The organism is Mycolicibacterium obuense (assembly GCF_055397605.1).
In genome coordinates this window covers 293,010-313,544 of sequence record NZ_AP043663.1, presented here as the reverse complement: position 1 = coordinate 313,544, position 20,535 = coordinate 293,010, and the positions used below count along the sequence as shown (strand labels likewise).

At 67.1% G+C, this 20,535-nt stretch carries 21 protein-coding genes; 11 read left to right on the top strand and 10 right to left on the bottom strand.

Translation table 11 applies throughout. The features are described 5' to 3' along the window. Positions 1-3: 3 nt before the first annotated feature. Positions 4-2,916 carry an MMPL/RND family transporter gene (locus ACZ50N_RS01485; protein ID WP_464474427.1) on the bottom strand — a complete coding sequence of 971 codons (2,913 nt, stop codon included), beginning with the start codon at positions 2,914-2,916 and terminating at the stop codon, positions 4-6. Beyond that, positions 2,913-3,359, bottom strand: a complete 447-nt coding sequence (locus ACZ50N_RS01480) for an MmpS family transport accessory protein (RefSeq protein ID WP_048421671.1) — start codon at positions 3,357-3,359, stop codon at positions 2,913-2,915. The genes ACZ50N_RS01485 and ACZ50N_RS01480 overlap by 4 nt, the downstream gene beginning before the upstream one ends. Before the next feature lie 178 nt (positions 3,360-3,537). Between ACZ50N_RS01480 and ACZ50N_RS01475 the strand changes: the two genes are divergently transcribed. Beyond that, positions 3,538-4,149, top strand: a complete 612-nt coding sequence (locus ACZ50N_RS01475; RefSeq protein ID WP_464474426.1) for a TetR/AcrR family transcriptional regulator — start codon at positions 3,538-3,540, stop codon at positions 4,147-4,149. Here ACZ50N_RS01475 and ACZ50N_RS01470 read toward each other — a convergent pair. Then, positions 4,146-5,840: an amidohydrolase gene (locus ACZ50N_RS01470; protein ID WP_464474425.1), complete on the bottom strand. Its 1,695-nt coding sequence runs from the start codon at positions 5,838-5,840 to the stop codon at positions 4,146-4,148. The genes ACZ50N_RS01475 and ACZ50N_RS01470 overlap by 4 nt on opposite strands. Before the next feature lie 5 nt (positions 5,841-5,845). Further along, a complete protein-coding gene (locus ACZ50N_RS01465; RefSeq protein WP_046361565.1) occupies positions 5,846-7,270 on the bottom strand; it encodes an APC family permease in 1,425 nt (474 codons plus the stop codon). 81 nt (positions 7,271-7,351) lie between these two features. Between ACZ50N_RS01465 and ACZ50N_RS01460 the strand changes: the two genes are divergently transcribed. Further along, positions 7,352-7,954, top strand: a complete 603-nt coding sequence (locus tag ACZ50N_RS01460) for a TetR/AcrR family transcriptional regulator (protein ID WP_464474424.1) — start codon at positions 7,352-7,354, stop codon at positions 7,952-7,954. 58 nt (positions 7,955-8,012) lie between these two features. On the opposite strand, the gene ACZ50N_RS01455 is transcribed toward ACZ50N_RS01460, so the two are convergent. The 4 genes from ACZ50N_RS01455 to xylB all read right to left on the bottom strand — a co-directional run bounded on the left by ACZ50N_RS01455 (position 8,013) and on the right by xylB (position 12,073). Continuing rightward, on the bottom strand, positions 8,013-8,537 hold the full coding sequence (locus ACZ50N_RS01455) for an SIS domain-containing protein (protein ID WP_464474423.1): 525 nt from the start codon (positions 8,535-8,537) through the stop codon (positions 8,013-8,015). Beyond that, a complete protein-coding gene (locus tag ACZ50N_RS01450; RefSeq protein WP_464474422.1) occupies positions 8,534-9,208 on the bottom strand; it encodes a beta/alpha barrel domain-containing protein in 675 nt (224 codons plus the stop codon). Before ACZ50N_RS01450 ends, ACZ50N_RS01455 begins: the two co-directional genes overlap by 4 nt. A 105-nt stretch (positions 9,209-9,313) precedes the next feature. After that, a complete protein-coding gene (locus tag ACZ50N_RS01445) occupies positions 9,314-10,546 on the bottom strand; it encodes an integrase catalytic domain-containing protein (RefSeq protein WP_048421677.1) in 1,233 nt (410 codons plus the stop codon). Between the two features lie 9 nt (positions 10,547-10,555). After that, entirely contained in the window at positions 10,556-12,073 is a 1,518-nt protein-coding gene (gene xylB / locus ACZ50N_RS01440; protein ID WP_464474421.1) for a xylulokinase, read from the bottom strand. A 196-nt stretch (positions 12,074-12,269) separates the two neighbouring features. Between xylB and lysE the strand changes: the two genes are divergently transcribed. From lysE to ACZ50N_RS01420, 4 genes are read left to right on the top strand one after another with little or no spacing between them, the layout of a single operon-like run. Then, on the top strand, positions 12,270-12,878 hold the full coding sequence (lysE, locus tag ACZ50N_RS01435) for an L-lysine exporter (protein WP_464474420.1): 609 nt from the start codon (positions 12,270-12,272) through the stop codon (positions 12,876-12,878). 44 nt (positions 12,879-12,922) lie between these two features. Further along, a complete protein-coding gene (locus ACZ50N_RS01430; RefSeq protein ID WP_464474419.1) occupies positions 12,923-13,507 on the top strand; it encodes a TetR family transcriptional regulator in 585 nt (194 codons plus the stop codon). A 47-nt stretch (positions 13,508-13,554) separates the two neighbouring features. Beyond that, a complete protein-coding gene (locus ACZ50N_RS01425) occupies positions 13,555-14,508 on the top strand; it encodes an ABC transporter substrate-binding protein (RefSeq protein WP_464474418.1) in 954 nt (317 codons plus the stop codon). Positions 14,509-14,520: 12 nt separating this feature from the next. Then, on the top strand, positions 14,521-15,204 hold the full coding sequence (locus tag ACZ50N_RS01420) for a queuosine precursor transporter (protein WP_073684435.1): 684 nt from the start codon (positions 14,521-14,523) through the stop codon (positions 15,202-15,204). On the opposite strand, the gene ACZ50N_RS01415 is transcribed toward ACZ50N_RS01420, so the two are convergent. Further along, positions 15,201-16,067, bottom strand: coding sequence for an EamA family transporter (locus tag ACZ50N_RS01415; protein ID WP_046361572.1), 867 nt, complete (start codon positions 16,065-16,067; stop codon positions 15,201-15,203). The two genes, ACZ50N_RS01420 and ACZ50N_RS01415, sit on opposite strands and share 4 nt — an antisense overlap. A 39-nt stretch (positions 16,068-16,106) precedes the next feature. Between ACZ50N_RS01415 and ACZ50N_RS01410 the strand changes: the two genes are divergently transcribed. The 5 genes from ACZ50N_RS01410 to ACZ50N_RS01390 all read left to right on the top strand — a co-directional run bounded on the left by ACZ50N_RS01410 (position 16,107) and on the right by ACZ50N_RS01390 (position 20,149). Then, positions 16,107-16,751 carry a 5-oxoprolinase subunit B family protein gene (locus ACZ50N_RS01410; protein WP_464474417.1) on the top strand — a complete coding sequence of 215 codons (645 nt, stop codon included), beginning with the start codon at positions 16,107-16,109 and terminating at the stop codon, positions 16,749-16,751. Further along, positions 16,748-17,656, top strand: coding sequence for a 5-oxoprolinase/urea amidolyase family protein (locus tag ACZ50N_RS01405; RefSeq protein WP_464474416.1), 909 nt, complete (start codon positions 16,748-16,750; stop codon positions 17,654-17,656). Before ACZ50N_RS01410 ends, ACZ50N_RS01405 begins: the two co-directional genes overlap by 4 nt. 10 nt (positions 17,657-17,666) lie before the next feature. Beyond that, positions 17,667-18,203, top strand: a complete 537-nt coding sequence (locus ACZ50N_RS01400) for a GNAT family N-acetyltransferase (protein ID WP_464469467.1) — start codon at positions 17,667-17,669, stop codon at positions 18,201-18,203. A 117-nt stretch (positions 18,204-18,320) separates the two neighbouring features. Then, entirely contained in the window at positions 18,321-19,463 is a 1,143-nt protein-coding gene (locus ACZ50N_RS01395; protein WP_464474415.1) for a uroporphyrinogen-III synthase, read from the top strand. Further along, positions 19,460-20,149 (top strand): sirohydrochlorin chelatase, encoded by a 690-nt coding sequence (locus ACZ50N_RS01390; RefSeq protein WP_464474414.1) that lies wholly within the window; start codon positions 19,460-19,462, stop codon positions 20,147-20,149. The genes ACZ50N_RS01395 and ACZ50N_RS01390 overlap by 4 nt, the downstream gene beginning before the upstream one ends. Here ACZ50N_RS01390 and fdxA read toward each other — a convergent pair. Then, positions 20,140-20,493: a ferredoxin gene (gene fdxA / locus ACZ50N_RS01385; protein WP_111509128.1), complete on the bottom strand. Its 354-nt coding sequence runs from the start codon at positions 20,491-20,493 to the stop codon at positions 20,140-20,142. The genes ACZ50N_RS01390 and fdxA overlap by 10 nt on opposite strands. Positions 20,494-20,535 lie beyond the last annotated feature (42 nt).

The following is a 20,535-nucleotide window of genomic DNA, read 5'->3' as shown; positions in this document are numbered from 1 at the left end:
GGGCTAGGTCTCGGCGGGCGCCGTCGGGGTGTCCCGCTTGCGCTCGTCGAGGTGCAGCAACTCCCTCACCGCAGTGCGGGTGCCGTACGGACGGAACATTCGGCTGGCCGGGCTGGGCCGGACGTTGCGCGGCCACCAGAACCAGCGGCCCAGTAGCGCCGCGATGGCCGGTGTCATGAACGAACGCACGACCAGGGTGTCGAACAACAGACCGAGCCCGATCGTGGTGCCGATCTGACCGAGCACCACCAGGTCGCTGAAGATGAACGACGACATCGTCGCCGCGAAGACCAACCCGGCTGCGGTGACGACGCGGCCGGTACCGGCCATCGCTCGGATGATGCCGGTCCGTAGGCCCGCGTTCATCTCCTCCTCGAATCGCGAGATCAGCAGCAAGTTGTAGTCCGCACCGACCGCGAGCAGCAAGATGATCGCCAACGGAACGACGATCCAGAACAGATGGATGCCGAAGATGTACTGCCACAACAGGACTGACAAACCGACCGACGCCCCGAGGGACAGTGCCACGGTGCCGACGATGACGATCGCCGCCACGATGCTGCGGGTGATGAACATCATGACCAGCAAGATCAGCGCCAACGCTGCCAGCGCGGAGATCAGCAGGTCGTACGTCATTCCCTCCTGGATGTCCTTGTTGGTCGAAGCGAGGCCCGCGACGTAGATCTTGGCGTCCGACATCGGGGTGGCCTTCAGTGCGTCGAACGCCGCGTCCTTGATGGCATCGATGTGCGGAATACCCTCGGGGTCCGCCGGGTTGCCCTGATGGGTGACGATCATTCTGGCCGCTTTACCGTCCGGCGACAGGAACAGCTTCAGGCCACGCTTGAAGTCCGGGTTGTCGAAAGCCTCGGGCGGAAGGTAGAACGAGTCGTCGTTCTTGGCGTCGTCGAAGGCCTTCCCCATGGCGGTGGCATTGACCAGGGCCTCTTGGCTCTGGTTGTTGGTCCCACCTGTGGTCGCGTAATTCGACAGCGTCAGCTCGCGATTACGTTCTTGAATGGCGATCTGCGGTGGTAGCAGCGCAACCAGTTGGGGCTGGAGTGCATCCAGTTTGTCCAGGCTGGCGGTGATGGCATTGAATTTGTCAGCCAGCTCCGAGATCCCGTCGAGGGAGTCGAACACCGAGCGCAGCGCCGCGCACATCGGGATGTCGAAACAGTGCGGCTCCCAATAGAAGTAGTTTCGCAGCGGCCGGAACTGATCGTCGAAATTGGCGAGCTTGTCACGCAGATCGGTGACCGTGTTGACGGTGTCGTGGAACGCCTCGGTCTGCTCGTGGGTGACTGCGGCACTCTGTTGCTGCAGGGCCAGCTGCTGCCTGAGCACGTTGATGGTGTTGTCGATTTCATTGGCCTGCTTGAGTAGATCCTGAGCGCGGTCTTGCTGGTAGCTCAAGTTCATGATCTGGCTGGCACTTGACGCACTGATTTGAAACGGTATGGAGCTGTGCGTTATCGGTGTGCCGAGCGGCCGAGTGATCGACTGGACCAGCGCGATACCCGGCGTGTGCAGGACCGCTTTGGCGACACGCTCCAGGATGAGCATGTCGGCCGGATTACGCATGTCGTGATCGGTCTCGATCATCAACAGCTCCGGATTGATCCGAGCTTCGGTGAAATGTCTTTCGGCGGCCTGCATCCCGACCACACCGGGCGCACTGTCCGGGATGTAGGGCCGATTGTCGTAACTGGTCTGGTAGCCGGGCAGGGCGAGCACACCGATCAGCGCGATGCCCAGTGTCACCACCAGGATGGGGCCCGGCCAGCGCACGATGGCGGTGCCGATCCGGTGCCACCCGCGGGCCTGTAGCTTCCGCTTCGGTTCCAGCAAGCCAAATCGGCTGGCGATCAACAGAACTGCGGGCCCCATCGTCAACGCCGCTGCCAACGTGATGAGCACCCCGAGCGCCGCCGGTATGCCCAGGGTCTGGAAGTACGGCAGCCGGGTGAATTGCATACACGCGACGGCGCCGGCGATGGTCAGGCCCGAGCCGAGGATGACGTGCACGGTGCCGCGGTACATGTCGTAGTAGGCGGGCAGACGTTCGAGCCCTTTGCTGCGCGCCTCCTGGTACCGGCCGACGACGAAGATCGCGTAGTCCGTCCCGGCCGCGATGGCTATCAGCGTCAAAAGATTCGTGGAGTAGGTGGACAGGCCGATGAGCCCGGAATGGGCCAGAACAGCGACCACGCCACGGGCAGCCATCAGTTCGACGGCCACCGTGAGCAGCACGATCAACATCGTCACTACGGAGCGGTAGACGACCAGCAGCATGATCGCGATGACGAGGAAGGTGATGGCGGTGACCTCGTGGGTGCCTTCGCTACCGACTTCGAAGTTGTCGGTGACCAAGGGCGATGCGCCGGTGACATAGGCCTTCACACCCGGTGGCGCCGGGGTGTCGGCGACGATCTTGCGGACCGCGTCGACCGATTCGTTGGACGCCGCCTCACCCTGATTTCCGTGCAGGTAGAGCTGCACGGTCGCGGCCTTGCCGTCCTTGCTCTGCGATCCACCGGCCGTGAGCGGGTCGCCCCAGAAGTCCTGGATGTGTTCCACGTGTTCGGTGTCCGCCGACAGCCGCTTGACCAACCGGTCGTAGAACTCGTGTGCGTCGGCACCCAGCGGCTTGTCACCCTCGAGCACGATCATCGCCGCGCTGTCAGAGTCGAACTCGTGGAACACCTGCCCGATGTGGCGCATCGCCATGATCGACGGTGCGTCCGGCGCGTTGAGACCCACCGAGCGTTCGGCGCCGACGACCTCGAGCTGGGGCGCTATTGCGTTGGACAGCACCGCGATGGCGACCCAGACCAACACGATGGGGAGTGCGAGCCGCCGGATCAGGCGGGCCATCCGTGACCCCTCGACGGTCTCCGCGCTGTGGTTGCTCATGCGGTCTTGTCCAGGCAGGAGATGTACCCGTTCACGTTGTTCGTGGACCTTTCGTCCTTGACTATCCCGTTGACCGTGATGCGGCATCCGATAGTCGCGCCGTCACCTTGAGCGCGCAGGTCGGCATACAGCGTCGGGTCGTCGGTGGTCAGCGTCTGCGTCCACGGCAGGGGCACGTCGTCGACGCGCTGCGGTTGGGCGTGTATGTCGAGGTAATTGATCGTGGCCACCGATCCCGGGGACCCGAAGACCTCGAAGATCACCTGCTTGGGGTTGAACCCCGTGTTCTCCAACGCGTCCGACCCTGGCCGGGACACTTCGTTGTCGGATCCGAAGATGCCGTGCAGCCGGACCACGGTGAACGCAACCAACGCGACGACAACGACGGCGACGATGACGGTCCACCACCGCCGCGCCAACCGGCCAACCGAAATCCCACTCACTGGTGCGCCTTTCGCATCCGGCCGACGCAGCCGGCACCGGCCGCATCTGTCGGTCATCCCGTAGACCGTACGAGAACGGTACGGTACCGTTCAACGCGTCGCAACCGCTTGACGCGCGCACGAACGACTGCTCTCCCCGCTGCGAACGTCAGTGATCGCGGATGCATTCCGATCTAAGGTGAAAAATGTGAACAGCGAGTCCACGGACGACACCGCGCAGTGTCCATGGACGACGCGTGAAGCTGAACTGCTCGCCGTCACGCTGCAGCAGTTGCAGCAGCACGGATACGACCGGTTGACCGTCGAGGCCGTCGCGGCGGCAGCACGGGCGAGCAAGGCGACCATGTACCGGCGCTGGCCCTCGAAAGCAGACCTGGTGCTGGCGGCATTCATCGAGGGCACCCGCAGTTCATCGGTGCCGCCCCATACGGGCTCACTGCGTACCGATCTGCTCGAGATCGGGCGCGCCGTGTGCGAGCATTCCCGCGACCACACTCCGACCATGCGGGCGGTGCTCAACGAGATGTCCCACAACCCGCGGCTCAGCCAGGCTTTTCAAGAAAAGTTCGTCATACAGCGCAAGATGATCATCGACGGCGTGCTCGCCGCCGCGGTGGAACGCGGCGAGATCGACGCATCGGCGATCAACGAGGAGATCTTCGATCTGCTGCCCGGATACCTCGTGTTCCGAGCGTTGGTCGCCGACCGACCGCCGACCGAGGAAACCGTGCGAACCCTCGTGGACACGGTGCTGCTGCCCAGCCTGACCAGGAGGGTCACCGAGTTCTAGTGGCAGTGCACGTGCTCGACGGCCGTGCCCGCGATCACCGGATCGACCGCGACATCCGAGCCCACGCGATCGGTCAGCGTTCCGGTCGAGTGCGCGACCGTCCCGTCGACCATCGTCAGCTCGGCGCGCTGGTCCAGTAGCGCCTCCGGCGAGTTCTCGTAGTCGTACAGGTCACCGGACCACACCACGAGATCGGCGAACAGCCCGGTCCCGATGCGGCCCCGGTCGTGTTCCGCGTGCCACGCGCGCGCGCCGTGAACGGTGTAGGCCTCCAGGCCGCGATCGAGGCCGACCCGTTCGTCGACGGTCCACGGATCGGAACCGTCCAGCCCGGCCCGCGTTGCCGCCGAGTACAGGCCGACGAGCGGATCCATCTCCCCCACCTGCCAGTCGCTCGAGAATGCCACGGTCGCACCGGATTCCAACAGGCTGCGGAACCGCCACGCGCGATCCCACCGCTCCTCGCCGACGTTCTCCATCCAGGTGCCCGCGACCAGATCCGGCGAGCAGTGTCGTGGTTGCATCGCCGCCGTCACACCCAGTTCCGCGAACCTCGGCAGGTCGTCGGGGTGCAGGCACTCGACGTGCACGATCCCGTGTCGACGGTCGCGGGTTCCGTTCACCCGGGCGGCCGCCTCGATTGCGTCAAGGGTCAGGCGGATTCCCGCGTCTCCCGTCGCGTGGGTGTGGGTCTGGAATCCCATCCTGTCGAGTTCGCCGATGACGGCGACGAGTTCGCGGCCCGGATAACTCGGCCGACCACGCTGACCCGGCCGGTTGGCGTAGTCCTCGAGCATCAGCGCGGTGTGCGGTTCGATGACGTCGTCGGCGTACAACTTGACCGGACCCAGTCGAAGCATCGGGTGGTCCATCGCCGAATCGACCGCGTCACGCAACCGCCGCCGGAATCCGCCGTCGGCGCCGACGGGGTGGAACAGCGCCGCGATCACCCGCGACGTCAACACGCCCTCGGCCAACGCCCGCTCAAACAACGGCAATTCAGCAAGCGGAACCTGTGGTTCCACGACCGTGGTGATGCCCAGCGCCGTCGCCATCCGCATACTCGACTGCAGCTTTCGGTAGCGGCGGTCTGGCGAGTACATCGGGACGTCGGCTTGCAGCGCCGCAAGGCCGGCCTCGGTCATGGCGCTCGTGTAGAAGTCGGTCACCCATCCGGTGGGGTCCCCGGTGACCTCGTCGCGTTCGGGCCGCCCCCACGGCACGTCGGCGCCGTCAGCGATGCCGAGCACCGCAAGCGCTGCGCGGTTGAGCCATACCGAGTGCTGATCGTAGGTCGTGATGAACAACGGCTTGTCGGTAAGCCCGTCGAGGTCTCGCGCGTTGGGTCGACGTCCCTCGACCACCGAGTAGACGGCGTTCTCAGCACAGATCCACGTCAGATCACCTCGCCTGCCGGCGAATTCGGAGATGCGTCGGCGGACCTCGGTGAGGTCGTGTGCACCCTCAAGCGATACGGCGTCCTCGTCAAAACCGAGCAGCAGGTGGTTGTGACTGTCGACGATGCCCGGCGTCACCAGCCTGCCACCCGCGTCGATCACCTGCCGGGCTGCCGGAGCATCGGCAGCCGGGCCGACGAAGGCGATGCGGCCGGCACGGACGCCGACCGCCTCGGCCCACGGCAGTGCATCGTCGAACGTACGGACGCGCGCGTTGGTGATGAGAGTATCCATCTGCGTCAGCCCTCCTCGTCGCGCACGTCGAGCAACAGCAGGTGAGTGCCCGCCCGCGAGCGCAGATAGCAGAAGTAGTAGGCGTATCCGGCCGCGACGATGCCGACCGCGATGCCGAGACTCAGCCACTGGTTCGGGTCGAGCACGCCGACCACGAAGATCGTCGCGATCGCGAGCAGCGCGGCCACCGGTGGCAGCGGCCACCACGGCATCCGGTAGCCGTCGCCGGGAGACGCGTTGCGCCGCATCATGATCGCGGCGAGCGCGATGAACCCGTAGCTGAACGCCAGGGTCGATCCGGTGGCATTGAGAAGCACGCCCAGCGGTACCAGGCAGCCGGCCGTGGCGAGCACGCCCATCACGATCGTCGCCACCCACGGCATCTGCGCCGACGCCGAGACGCGGGTCAGCGGAGCGGCGAGCGAGGCGGGCAGGGCCTGATCGCGTGCCGCGGCGAACAGCAGACGCCCGGACTGTAGTGCGATCGCGATGATCGCGTTGACGATCGCCAGCGCGATCGACACCAGCACGAACACCGTCACGGCGTGTCCAGCGCGCTCCTCGAGGAACGCCTCGACCGGCAGATCCGACCCGAACAGATCCGTCAGTGAACCCGTGCCGAGAAGGATGGCGGCCAGCGGAACGATCTCCGCTGCGATCGTGATCGCGGCGCTCCACAGCACCGCGCGGGCGACGGCCCGCCTGGCGTTCTTCGTCTCCTCGGCGAAGTACACCGCTCCGCCGTAGCCGTTGTAGGAGAAGATCCCCTGCGTGACGGCGATGACGAGGCCGGCGATTCCCAGCGGCGCCAGGCCACCCGTCGCGGCGTCGAACGCCTGCGGATCGAGCAAGGCACTGACCGGCCGCTCGACGTGCACGAAGCCGAGGACGGCCAGCAGCGCGAGTGCGGCCATCTCCACGAACAGAAACGCGCCGGTGACCCACGCGTTGGCGCGGATGTTCAGGCACGCCGTCGCCGTGGCCAGCACCGTCACGACGATCGCCGTCCACAGCGGGTCCAGGCCTCCGATCGCGACGCCGAGATAGTCGGCGACGCCCAGCGCGAAGATCGCCACGATCAGCGGCAGCGTGACCAGGCCGACGAAGAACACCGCGACACCCGTTGCGGGGCCGAGGGTTCGGCTGACCAGCGAGTAGTCACCGCCCGCGACGGGATGGCGGGATGCGAGCTCGGCGTAGCAGAGCGCGATCAGCAGGCTGATCACACCGGCGATCGCAAAGCCCCAGAACACCCCCGTGCCGTAGGCGGCCAGCGCGGCGCCACCGAGGACGAAGACGCTGGAGGCCGGCGAAATGCCCGACAGCGTGATCAGGACGTTGCCGCCCACGCCGAGCGAGCGCGAGAGCACGCCGTCGTAGGTCGCGGGCGGCTGGCCGGTGACGCCGGGGGGCGTCGTCGATCGGGTCATGTCGGGTCCAGACGTCGGGTGAATAATTATTTGACAGTAACGTCGAAGAATGTGACATGTGACCTCGATTACTGTCAACCCATGGCTCGACCGCGTAATCAGGGTGCCCGCCGACAGGCCCTCATCGAGGCCACCTACAGCGCCGGCCACAAGCGCGGCCTGCGCTCGCTGTCCCTCACCGACGTCGCCGAACAGGCCGGACTGAGCCGCGGCACGGTGCTCTACTACTACGACGACCTCGACGCACTGCTCGTGGAGGCGCATTCCGCCGGCGTGGAACGATTCTGCGACGAGCGCGACCGTCTGGTCGGCGAGACCGACGACCCGCGAAGGCAACTCGGGATCGCAATCCGCGCGGGCCTACCCAGCGGACCCGACGACGCGCTGATGCGGTTGCTGTACGAATTCGACTTCCTCGCAGGCAATTCCGCTCTGCACGACGAACTCGTGCAGAAGATGTACCTCCGCCAGACCGCCACCTATCTCGGCATCTTCGCCGCGGGCAGACGAAGCGGCGCGTTCACCCCGAACCTCGACGACGATCAGCTCGCGATGACGTTCGTCGCGCTCGAAGACGCCTACGGGCTGCACGTCGTCGCGGGCAACGCCCTGCTGACGGTGGACGCCGCGGCGGCCGCCATGACAGCTGTTGCAGCTGAATTGGGTTGCCCACCAAGCGATTAGATGCCCGGCGGTGACATCGCCGTGTGGGTTCTCAGCGCTCACGTGAAGAGTATTGACGTCATTCGAGATTGGTGTGGTTCTGGCGCATGATGTCCAGGGCACCGGGGTTGTCGTGGGTGAGTTCGACGACCACGGCATCGAGTAGCAGCAGTGAGCTCTGTTCGAACAGCGAGCCTCCGAATTGGCTCGTGGTGATCACGGGGACGACTACCACGTGGTTGGCGATGTCAGCCAGCGAGCTGGTGGCTTTCGTGGAGATGGCCAGGACGTAGGCGCCCGCGTCGGCGGCGCGACGAGCCAGGTGCAGTGACACCGGGGTCTCGCCAGACGCCGAGAGCATCAGCAGGGCATCGCCGGTGCCGATCGAGGGTGCGGTGACCTCTCCCACGAGATGGGTTTCGAAGCCGATGTGCATGAGCCGCATCGCGGCCATGCCGGCCACCAGCCGCGATCGCCCTTGCCCGGAGACGAACCAGCGTTGGGTGCGGTCGGCGAAATGGTCGGCCAACCCGGTGAGGACGGCGGGGTCGATCGCGCGCAAGACCGTGTTCAGTTCCTCGCGAACGAGATTGAGGGGGTTCACCGAAAACTTCTCCCTGGTCGGTCGTCGGGGCTCACGAACAGTCTGCGACCGACGACGAGATACCCGGCGCCGGACCGGTGGACCTGATCGAGGATGTCTTCTCCCACCCCGCCGTCGACGCCGTTGGGCAGATGGGCACTGTGGGCATCGACGTTCTTGGTGAGGTTCGAAGTGTCGGCGGCCTGGCTCGTGCCCGGTTCGATCAGCATGACCAGTAGTCCGTCGACGTGGGCCAGAGCATCGCGGCACTGGTCGAACGTTGTTGCCGGGGAGACCGCCAGCCAGGCCTGGGCACCGATTGCGCGGATGCGTCCGGCGATGGCCTCGGTGTCGTGTAGCCCCTCGAAGGGGAAGGTGATCCGTGAGATTCCCGGCCGGCACACTGCGGCGAACGCCGCATCGTGGGCAGCGGCATCGAGTAGGTGAACATCGACGAAACCGGTTGCGGTGTCAGCCATCTCCGTGATCAAGTCGATGCTGACACCGGTTGTGACGTCGCCGAAGACATCGGCGTGGATCCCGATGCCTCGCCGCCCCAGCAGCGTGGCGGCGGCCCGGCGGTCTGGTGCAGGCAGGGCGTAAAGACTGCCCGCCAAGTCGATCGGCTCCGGCAGGTCCTGCAGCCGGCGGATGAGACTGTCATTGAGCGGAATGACGTGGGATGCGGGCATGACTGATCGATTCACCGCGCCGCCGCCGCGGACCCAGGGGGCGTTGGCGGTGGGGTGCGAGCGACGCTGTCGAGATCGCCCCAGTCGACGGCCTGTTGCCTCACGTCAAGATGCGCGCGTAGGAGTGGTCGTTGCCTCACGTGAGCGTGCGCGCTTGGTGATGGCCGGTTGGCCGTCGTTAGTGGGTTTGCTGGTGGCGAGGGTGAAAAGTTGGACGGTCAAGGCGTGGAGTTGGCGCCGTGTGGCGGCGGGATTGATGAGCGAGTAGATCCGCTTGAGCGCTATGACGCGTTGAACCGTCATGGTCTGGTGATCGATCGCACGCCGGTACGGCGTGGTCGCCTGGTCGTGTTTCTTGGAAACTTTGGCACCGCGACGAGTCTTGGAGATCAGTTTCTGCTGCGGGCAGAAGTAGTTGGCCAGCTTCGAATGCAAACGCCAGATCTCGTTGAGCAACAACAGCTCCGCGGCGGTGTCGTAGCGGTAGTAACCCACGACTGAACGCACCACGGCCCAATTTTTCTGCTCGACATGACAGCCATCGTTTTTGTTGCCTGGTCTCGCCCGGGTGAAGGTGACATGGCGCCGCTCGCACCACGACAGCAGGTGACCGTTGATGAACTCGTATCCGTTGTCGGAATCCACTCCGATGATCGGAAACGGCATCGTGTTAGCGATGTCGTTAAGAGCCGCCACCACATTTTTGGCGGATTTGCTCGGTACGGATCGATTTTCGGTCCAGCCGGTCGCGACATCGGTGACGGTCAAGGTGAATGCATGGCCGCCACCGCGGTCGCCGCCGTCATGGAAGACCAGGTCGATCTCGACGAACCCGGGTTGGGCGTCGTCCCACTCCGCCCAGGTGCGTACCGGTATCTGGGTCTTGAGCAGCGATCCTGGCTTCGTGCCCACATGCCCTCTGAGCTGGCGGTTGGCGCGTTCACCGGCAAGTCTGCGGTCGATGGTGGCCGCCGACATCGAGGTCAGCAATGCCGCGGTGTCCTCGGTAATGGTCAGCTCTCCGAAACGCCGCAACACCGCCACCAGCTCACCGAGCATCGGCGCCAGCCGCTTGCCGGCCGGCATCTCCAAGACCTGCCAACAGACCGTCAACGCTGCGATGACTTCCGGCCCGTATTTCACAGGACGCGGGCTGCGCCTGGCCACAATCCTGGGCACCAGCGCCTGTTTCAGCGCCTTGCGGGCGTGACTCCTATGCCACCCGGTGTTGGCGCACAACTCGTCGAGGATCCGACCTTTGACGCCCTTGCTTGCCAGCTGATAGCGCTTCGCAGCCGCCTCGGTGATTGCTCGGCGCTCGGTCAACGTCAACCCCATCTACTGGGCCTACGCGCGCATTTCTGATGAGGCAACGGCCCGCCCATTTGCGCGCATTTCTAGTGAGTCAACGCGGACGGTGCGCAGATAGCGTTCGAACAGCCATTCGCGCAGGTGCTCTGTGCTCGGGCGTGGAGTAGCCATCACCTGCGTCGACGGCGCCCAGTCGCGGCGGACGTCGGTGACCGAGCTGCCCAGAGCGACGGCGGCGGCTTGAACGGCGGCGCCACGCGCGGTGGCTTCGTCGGCGTCGATGGGGTCGGCGACCTGAACGGCGCGGCCGGTGAGGTCGGCCAGGATCTGGCGGTAGGCCGGCGAGCGGGATCCGCCGCCGGTCACGAGGATGCGTCCATCGGTGGCCACACCGGCGGCCGCGATGCTGCGCAGGCCAAGCAGCAGACCCAGCAAGACGCCTTCGTGGGCGGCGCGGGCGAGCTCGTCTCGTGACGTCGCCGCGGTGATGCCGGCCAGCACACCGGTGGCGTCAGGCCGGTTGGGCTTCCGTTCCCCGTCGAGGAAGGCCGCGAACACTGGAGCGCGACCGGGGTCTGCGGCCAGCGCCATCCTGGCCAATTCGGCGTGGTCGACGCCCAGGATGCGCTGCACCCAGTCGGTCACCCGTGCGGCGTTGAGTGTCGATACCAGCGGTAGGTAGCCGCCGGCCATGTCCGCGACCCCGTCAACGGTCCCTGTTGGGTCGAATACTGGTGCGGCGCTGACGGTGTAAACCACGCCGGAGGTTCCCAAGGCGAAGACGACGTCGCCGGGTTCGACTGCGAGCCCCAGCGCTGCAGCGTGCTGATCACCGCCACCGGCGCCGACGACGAGATCGGCGCGCACGCCCAGACGCCTTGCGGCGTTGGAGGTCGCGGTACCAGCAGCGTCGTTGGGTCCCAAGACCGTGGGGAGCATGGTGCTCCACGACCGGTCAGCGTCGATCAGCCGCAGATACTCGGGCAGATAACGACCCTCGGCGGCACTGTAGTAGCCGGTTCCGGAGGCCTCGGAGCGGTCGGTGATGTGCGCGCCGGTGAGTTGGCGGGTCAGCCAATCGTGGGGCAGGCAGATCTTGGCCAGCCGCGAGAAGCCCGCTGGCTCCCGCTCGGCAAGCCAGGCGAGTTTACTGAGGGTGAAAGCCGCGGTCGGCAGCGATCCGACCGCGTCGACCCAGGCCTTGTCGCCGATCCGTTCGCGGAGCCGGTCGAGCTGCGGTGCGGAGGTGGTGTCGTTCCACAGCTTGGCAGGCCGGATGACTGAGTCGTCGTCGGCGAGGGCAACCAGGCCGTGGCATTGTGCGGCAAAGGAGATCGCGACGACCTCGCGGGCAGCGATGCCGGCGGTGGTCACCGCTTGAGCGAAGGCTGCCTCGAAGGCATCCCACCAATCGCTGGGCCACTGCTCGCTGCATGGCGCGAACGCCGGGGGGTGCGGGGCTGCGCCCCTGCCGAGCAGCGCGCCGTCGTCGAGCCGGCGCAGTTCGACCTTGCAGGACTGGGTCGAACTGTCGACTCCTGCGACGACGGCCATGGAAACAGCTCCAGTTCTTTCCGTTCAGTGATCGTCGGTGACTGGACGCTCGTAAACATCGCACACTTCTGCCCGAGGAAAGCTCAACAGTGCAGTACACGGCAGCCGCAAGACGTCCAGCACGCATTAGCCATACTGATTCATCTTAAGAATCTTTAGCTGTATTGGTCAGAGACAGCTACCTATCGTCACAGTCATGAACGCTTCGTCGCTGGTGTTGCTGACCGGCTTCGCCACGTCGATGGCACTGATCGCGGCGATCGGCGCACAGAACGCCTTCGTGCTTCGCCAGGGCATCCGCGGTGAACACGTCCTGCCCGTCGTCGCCCTCTGCACCGTGTCCGACCTCGTCCTCATCGCCGCCGGAATCGCGGGCTTCGGGGCGCTGGTCAGCGCGCACCCGCGACTAGTCGACGTCGCGACCTACGGCGGTGCTGCATTCCTGTTGGTCTACGGACTCCTCGCGGCACGCAGAGCGCTGCGACCCGGGGCGTTGACCCCCGCCGACGCCAAGCCCGCGCGACTGGCCGGTGTCCTCGCCACCTGCCTCGCGCTGACTTTCCTCAACCCGCACGTGTATCTCGACACCGTGGTCCTGCTCGGCACCCTGGCGAACGAGCACCGCGATCAGCGGTGGCTGTTCGGGGTCGGCGCCGTGACGGCCAGCGCCGTCTGGTTCACCGCGCTGGGCTTCGGGGCCACGCGACTGCGCGGCTACTTCGCCTCGCCGCGCACGTGGCAGGTGCTCGACGGGACCATCGCGGCAGTGATGATCGCGCTAAGTGTGACACTTGTGCTCAGCTGAACCGATCGGCAGAAGTCTGGGGATGACTGCGCCATGATCTGTGAATGTCCCTGAAACACACTGAGGGGCTTCGCGAACGCAAGAAGCGTCAGACCCGCGAAGCGGTGCGATGCGCCGCTTTCCGGCTCTTCGAGCAATTCGGCTACCCCAACACGACTGTCGAGCAGATCGCCGCAGCGGCCGACATCTCGCCGCGCACCTTCTTCCGCTACTTCCCCACCAAAGCCGCGCTGCTGATCCCCGATCAGTTGACGGAGCCGGTCATCGAACTGTTCCTGGCGGCGCCCGCCGAACTCTCTCCCATCGCGGCCTACCGGTGCGCCGTCGAGCAGATGTTCGCCGGCATCGACGAACCCGAATGGGCCGACGAGATGGCCCGCCAGCGGCTGCTGTATTCGTTGCCGGAAGCACATGGCGCGCTCTACATGACCTACATCGAGACGATCGAGCTGATCACCGACGGCCTCGCTATTAGAGTCGGCCTGCCGGCGGACGACCCCCGCCTGCGCATCACCGCGGGCGCGATGACCGGCGTCATGATGGCCGCGCTGCACAACACCCCCATCGATCCGGCCGCGATCGTCGCCGGACTCGACTTCCTCGACGACGGGCTGCCGCTCACGTCATAGCTCGGCAATATCCGGCAACCTCGAGACGGGCTCTATATTCTCGCCGGGTGCCCGAAGTGTGGACCCGGCGGAACGTTCTGGCATTGACGGCCGTGGCGGCGGTGCTGACCGCCTGTCGATCCGAAAAGCCGGGTGCGGTGGCCTCCGACGGTTCAGTCACCGTGACCCACGCTTTCGGCGAGACCAAGATCCCCAAACCTCCGACGCGCGTCGTGAGCGCGGGGCTCAACGACGCCGACGACCTGCTGGCGCTCGGCGTGGTGCCCGTCGCCATCACCGACTGGTTTGGCGGGGAGCCCTTCGGCGTCTGGCCCTGGGCGCAGGCGCGACTGGGCGGCGCGACGCCCGCGGTCTTGTCTCTGGCCGACGGCATCCAGGTCGAACAGATCGCCGCGGCGCGGCCCGACCTCATCGTCGCGACCAACGCAGGCCTCGACCAGGACACCTACCAGGCCTTGACGGCCATCGCGCCGACCATCGCACAGTCCGGCCGTAATGCCTTCTTCGAGCCCTGGCGCGATCAGGCTGCGCTGATCGGACAGGCCACCTTCCATCACGACGACATGACGAAGATGGTCTCGGACATCGACGCATCGCTGAAGAAGGTCAAGGACGACCACCCGGAGTTCGCGGACAAGACCGTGCTGATGCTCGACGGCCGGGTCGACGACGCAGGCGCGCGCGTCACCGGCCCGGCCTGGCGGCGGGCGTTCCTCACCGACATGGGTCTGACCCTCGTCGACGCTGACGGCACCATCGCGCGGGACCGGCTCGCGCGCGTGCTCGACTCTGCCGATGTCGTGATCTGGACCACGGAGAGCGACGAGGAGCAGGCGGCGTTGCTGGCCGATCCCATCGTCGCCGCGGCACGGGCGACCACCCGAAAGCACACCGTGTTCACCGGAAAAGAGCTCGCCGGCGCGATCGCCTACGCCTCGGTGCTGTCCTATCCCATCGTGGTCGACAAACTGCCACCGCTGATCGCGGCCGCGCTGAGCTGATCTAATGGGCCGGTGACCGAGCCCCAGACCGCAGAGCACGCCACCTTCGCGCGCGTCGGCTCGGCCTACTATCCGATCCTCGTCGCTGTGTTCACCGCACTGGTGATCATCTCCAACGTGACCGCCACCAAGGGCGTCGCGTTCGGACCGATCATCACCGACGGCGGCTTCATCGTGTTCCCGCTGACCTATGTGATCGGCGACGTGCTGAGCGAGGTGTACGGGTTCAAGGCCGCCCGACGCGCCATTTTCGCCGGGTTCGCGATGAACATCCTTGCTGCCCTTGCCTTCTGGGTGACCATCTATCTGCCCGCCGCGGACTTCTACACCAACCAGGAACACTTCGAGAACGTCGTGCACGCCTACACCCAGCTGATCGTGGCCGGGCTCGCCGGCTTCATCGTGGGTCAGACGCTCAACGCCTGGGTGGTGGTGGCGATCAAGGAGCGCACCAAGGAGAAGCACCTGTGGGCCCGGCTGGTGGGGTCGACCTTCGTCGGTCAGCTCGGCGACACCCTGGTGTTCTGCACCATCGCCGCGAGCGCTATCGGCATCTCGACGTTCAAGGACTTCGCCGTCTACACCGCGCTCGGTTGGGTCTACAAGACCGCGGTCGAGGTCGTCATGCTGCCGATCACCTACCGGGTGATCGCGGTGATCAAGCGCCGAGAGCCCACGTATCAGCTGGTGGGCTAACCGACCTCGATGTGCATGTCAGCCTGCCGGCCACCGCTGCGCGCCGCACCCACCCCGGCGATCACCACCACGAAGATGCCGATGATCGCGGAGACACCGAGCTCCTGATCCAGCAGCGTGAAGCCGACGACGAACGCCAGCGCCGGCTCTAGACACATCAGCGTGCCGAACGCCGCCGTCGTCAACCGGCGCAGCGCCAGCAGCTCGAGCACGAACGGGACCACCGGCAGCAGGATCGCCATACCCAGGCCGATGAGAACCACCTGCCACGTCATCCGCTCGAACACCGTCGAGCTGACGGTGAACGTCGATACCAGACCCGCGATGGGCATCGACACCGCCAGCCCGGTCACCCCCGCGACCTGATCGCCGACATTCTGGGTCAGCAGGATGTAGAGCGCCCACGCCGCACCCGCGGCGAGCGCCAGCATCACGCCCTTGAGGTCGACGCCACCGCTGAAGGGCTGGCTGAGCAGGATCACCCCGAGTGCGGCCAGCCCCGGCCACAGCACCCGCGCGAGCCCGCGACCGTGCGCGGCGGCGACCGTGAGCGGGCCGAGGAACTCCAGCGCGGTCGCGGTGCCGAGCGGCAATCGGTCCAGCGACGCCATGAAGAACAGCGACACCGCGGCACTCACCACGCCGAGCACCACGCACATGCCGAAGGTCTTGGCGGTGAACGCCGACGGGCGCGGCCGCACCCAGAGAAGCAGGATCAACCCCGCCCATGCCAGCCGCAGCCACGCGGTGCCGTCGGAGCCGATGTGGTCGATCAGCTTGACCGCGACCGCCATACCCAGCTGTACCGAGACCATGGCGGTCACCGTCATCAGCGCGCCGGCGCGCGCCGACCCCCCACCCATTCGTGCATTCAACCGTGCGTTCGACGGTAGCGTTGGCAGATGGGTGTGACAGCAGCCGCGGTGCACGACTACGGCGATCGGGCGCTGCTCCTGGAATTCGGCACGACGGCCGAGGTGCTGGCCTGGACGGAGGCCCTGCGCGCGGCCGAGCTACCCGGCGTGGTGGACCTGGTGACCGCTGCCCAGACCGTCCTGATCATCCTCGCCGACAGCGCCTGTCAGGCCCCGGTGCGTCAGCGGCTCGGCCGGGTCACGCCCGGCGCCGACAGCATCGCCGACGCGGGCTCTCCCCCTGACGAGGCCGACGTCGTCCTGCACGTGATCTACGACGGAGCGGATCTCGACGAGGTCGCCCGGCTGACCGGCCTGTCTGTCGACGAGGTCGTCGCCGCGCACACAGGCCGGCCCTGGCGCGTCGGATTCTGCGGATTCGCACCGGGTTTCGGCTACCTGCTCGACGGCGACGAACGACTCCAAGTCCCCCGGCGCGCCGAACCCCGGACCAAGGTGCCCGTCGGTGCGGTCGCGCTCGCGGGTTCGTTCAGCGGCGTCTACCCTCGGGAATCGCCCGGTGGCTGGCAGCTCATCGGGCGGACCAACGCGGTGCTGTGGGACATCGATCGTGACGAACCCGCGCTGCTGACACCGGGGCAGTGGGTGCAGTTCCGGGCGGTGACGCCGTGACCGGGGTGACACTGGAGATCTTGCAACCGGGCCCGCTGGCCCTGGTCGAGGATCTCGGTAGACCGGGTCTGTCCCACCTCGGAGTGACCCGCTCCGGGGCCGCCGACCGGCGCTCCCACACGCTGGCCAACCGGCTGGTGGCCAACCCCGACGACCGAGCCACTGTCGAGGCCACGCTGGGCGGGTTCACCGCGCGGGTGTGCGGCGGCGACGTCACCGTCGCGGTGACCGGCGCCGACACCGACCCGGCGGTCAACGCAATCCCGTTCGGCACCAACAGTGTTCACCACGTCCGCGCCGGCGAGACGATCTCCCTCGGGCCTGCCCGCACGGGTCTGCGGTCCTATCTCGCGGTACGCGGCGGATTCGACGTCGACCCGGTGCTCGGATCGCGAAGCTACGACGTACTCTCCTCGATCGGACCCCGCCCGCTGACATCCGGGGACGTGCTGCGCGTCGGCGAACACACCGACGAGTTCCCCGAGCTCGACCAGGCGCCGGTCGCCGCACTCGACGACGACGTCATCGAGCTCCGGGTGGTCCCCGGGCCCCGCGACGACTGGTTCCTCGACCCCGACGTCCTCGTTCGCACCAACTGGCAGGTCACCGACCGCAGCGACCGCGTGGGGGTCCGGCTGGTCGGCATGCCGCTGGAGTACCGCTGGCCGGACCGCCAGCTACCCAGCGAAGGCGCAATGCGAGGGTCGATTCAAGTGCCGCCCAACGGCTTTCCCGTGATACTCGGCCCCGACCATCCGGTCACCGGCGGCTACCCGGTGATCGGCGTCGTCGTCGACGACGACGTCGACGCCATCGCGCAGGCCCGGCCGGGCCAGACGGTACGGCTGCACTGGGCGCGCCCGAGGGCGCCGTTCTCACCACCGGACAAGGGCCTCGCCTGGTAGACCTGCAGGTGTGCGTGCCCGCCTCGTCCACACCTCCGATCTCGACGACGACCTCCGCGCCGATGCCCGGCGGATGCTCACCGAGGCATACGACGGTGAGTTCTCCGACACCGACTGGGAGCATGCACTGGGCGGTATGCACGCGGTGATCTGTCAGCGCGGGGCGATCGTCGGCCACGCCGCAGTGGTCCAGAGGCGGCTGCTGCACCATGACACGGCACTGCGGTGCGGTTACGTCGAAGCAGTGGCGGTACGGGAGGACCACCGCGGTCAGGGCTTGGCGCACGCGCTGATGGAGGCCGCCGAGCAGGTGATCCGCGGCGCCTACGTCATCGGCGCGCTGAGCACCAGCGATCTGGGGCGGCCGCTGTACTCGAGCCGGGGCTGGACGCCGTGGCCCGGCACGACGTCGGTGCTGACCCCGAGTGGCCTGATGCGCACCCCGGACGACGACAGCAGCGTCTTCGTCCTGCCGGTGACCTCGTCCGTCGACCTCGACGCGGCCGGCGACCTCGCCTGCGACTGGCGCGACGGCGACGTCTGGTGAGGCCTCACACGCAGCGCACACCGGCGGTGAGCACAAATTCACGGCCTGTCCGGCGGTGACACCGCACAGCAACGACGGAGTAACCGGCGCGAAACACGGACTGAATAGACAGTGGTCATGAGTGAGCCGGACTGGTCGCCGCTCACCGGATTCCGAGTCGCGGTGACCTCAGCACGGCGCGCCGACGAGCTCGCCGCCCTCCTGACCCGCCGCGGTGCGACCGTCACCAGCGCGGCCGCCATCGAGATGGTGCCGCTGCCCGACGACGACGAGCTGCGCCAACGCACTCAGGCCCTCATCGACGAACCACCGGACATCGTCGTGGCCACGACCGGTATCGGGCTGCGCGGCTGGATGGCCGCGGCCGACGGCTGGGGCCTGGCCCCCGAGCTCACCGCGGCCCTGAGCAAGGCCCGCGTGGTGTCCCGCGGCCCGAAGGCCACCGGGGCGCTACGAGCGGCCGGCCTGCCCGAGGAGTGGTCGCCGGATTCGGAATCCTCCCGTGAAGTGCTGCACTACCTGCTCGAGGGCGGCATCGCCGGGGCCCGCATCGCGGTGCAGCTGCACGGCGCGACAGCCGACTGGGACCCGTTCCCCGAATTCCTCGACGAAATGCGCGCTGCCGGCGCCGACGTGGTGCCCATCCGCGTGTACCGCTGGCACCCGGCGCCGCGGCACGGTGACTTCGACGCCCTCGTCGTCGGGATCGCCGAGGAGAAGTTCGACGCCGTCAGCTTCACCTCCGCACCCGCAGTGGCCTCGGTGTTGATGCGGGCCCAGGAGCTCGGCGTCGAAGACGAACTGCTGGCCGCCCTGCGCGGCAGCGTGCACGCCATGTGTGTCGGCCCGGTGACCGCCCGCCCGCTGGTGCGCCTCGGGGTACCGACCTCCGCGCCGGAGCGAATGCGATTGGGCGCGTTGGCCCGTCACATCACTGACGAACTACCACTACTGCAGGCCCGCACCGTACGAGTGGCCGGGCACCTGCTCGAGATCAGGGGCAACTGTGTGCTGGTCGACGGGGCCGTCAAGGCGATGTCACCGGCGGCGATGGCCACCATCCGCGCGTTGGCCCAGCACCCCGGTGCGGTGGTGTCGCGAGCCGATCTGCTGCGCGCCCTTCCCGGCAGCGGCACCGACACCCACGCCGTCGAAACAGCAGTCCTGCGTTTGCGAACCGCGTTGGGAGACAAGAAGATGGTTGCCACTGTGGTCAAACGCGGCTACCGGCTGCCGGTCGACGAGGCATACGCGTCATGAGCTACGTCCTGGTGGCCCACGGCACCCGCAAGCCGCAGGGCGTGGAGCTGATCGGTGACCTCGCCGCCCGGGTGTCGGAGCTGGTGAAGAACCCCGTCCATGTGGCGTTCGTCGATGTCATCGGCCCCACGCCGACCGAAGTACTCGACGCCCACGCCGGCGAGCCGGCTGTGCTGGTGCCGGCATTCCTGGCGCGCGGCTACCACGTGAGCACCGACATCCCGGCGCACGTGGGCGCCAGTGACCACCCTGCCGTCACCGTGACTCCCGCACTGGGACCGGATCCTGCGCTGGTACGTGTCGTCGTCGAGCGGCTCGTCGAATCAGGCTGGCGTACCGATGATTCGGTCATCCTCGCGGCCGCCGGCACCTCGGATCCGGCCGCGCTGCGCGATCTGCACACCACGGCGGCGTGGGTGTCGGCGACGATCGGTACCCGGGTGGAACTCGCGTTCGCCGCGACCGGAGAACCCCGGGTGGCCGATGCCGTCACGGCTCTGCGCCAGCCCGGCCGACGCGTTGTCGTCGCGTCATATCTGTTGTCCGAAGGGCTGTTCCAGGATCGACTGCGCAACAGCGGCGCCGATGTCGTGACCGAGCCGCTGGGCCGGCACCCCGGCATCACCCGGCTGATCGCCCAGCGCTTCCTCCGGGCCAGGCTGCCGAGCCCCGCCCGTCAGGGGTGAGTTGTCAGCGACGGCGGCTGCGCGGCCACCAGCGGGGTGTCGACGCCGATCCGGCCCAGTGCGGCCGCGCCACCCGGGTCCCCGATGGGAGCGTCGCGGCCGGGCAGCACCGCACTGAAGAACGCCGCATTGTCCTCGAGATGCGCGAATTCCTCGTCGGGCAGGTCGGTTTCGTAGTAGATGGCGTCGACGCGGCACGCGAGCCGGCACGCGCCGCAGTCCACGCACTCGTTGGGGTTGATGTACATCGCCCGCGCGCCCTCGTAGATGCAGTCGGCGGGGCACTCCTGCACACAGGATTTGTCGACGATGTCCCTGCACGCGCTACCGATCACATACGTCATGCCTACGACGTTAGGTAGTTGTCAGCCCGGTGTCGCGGGCCG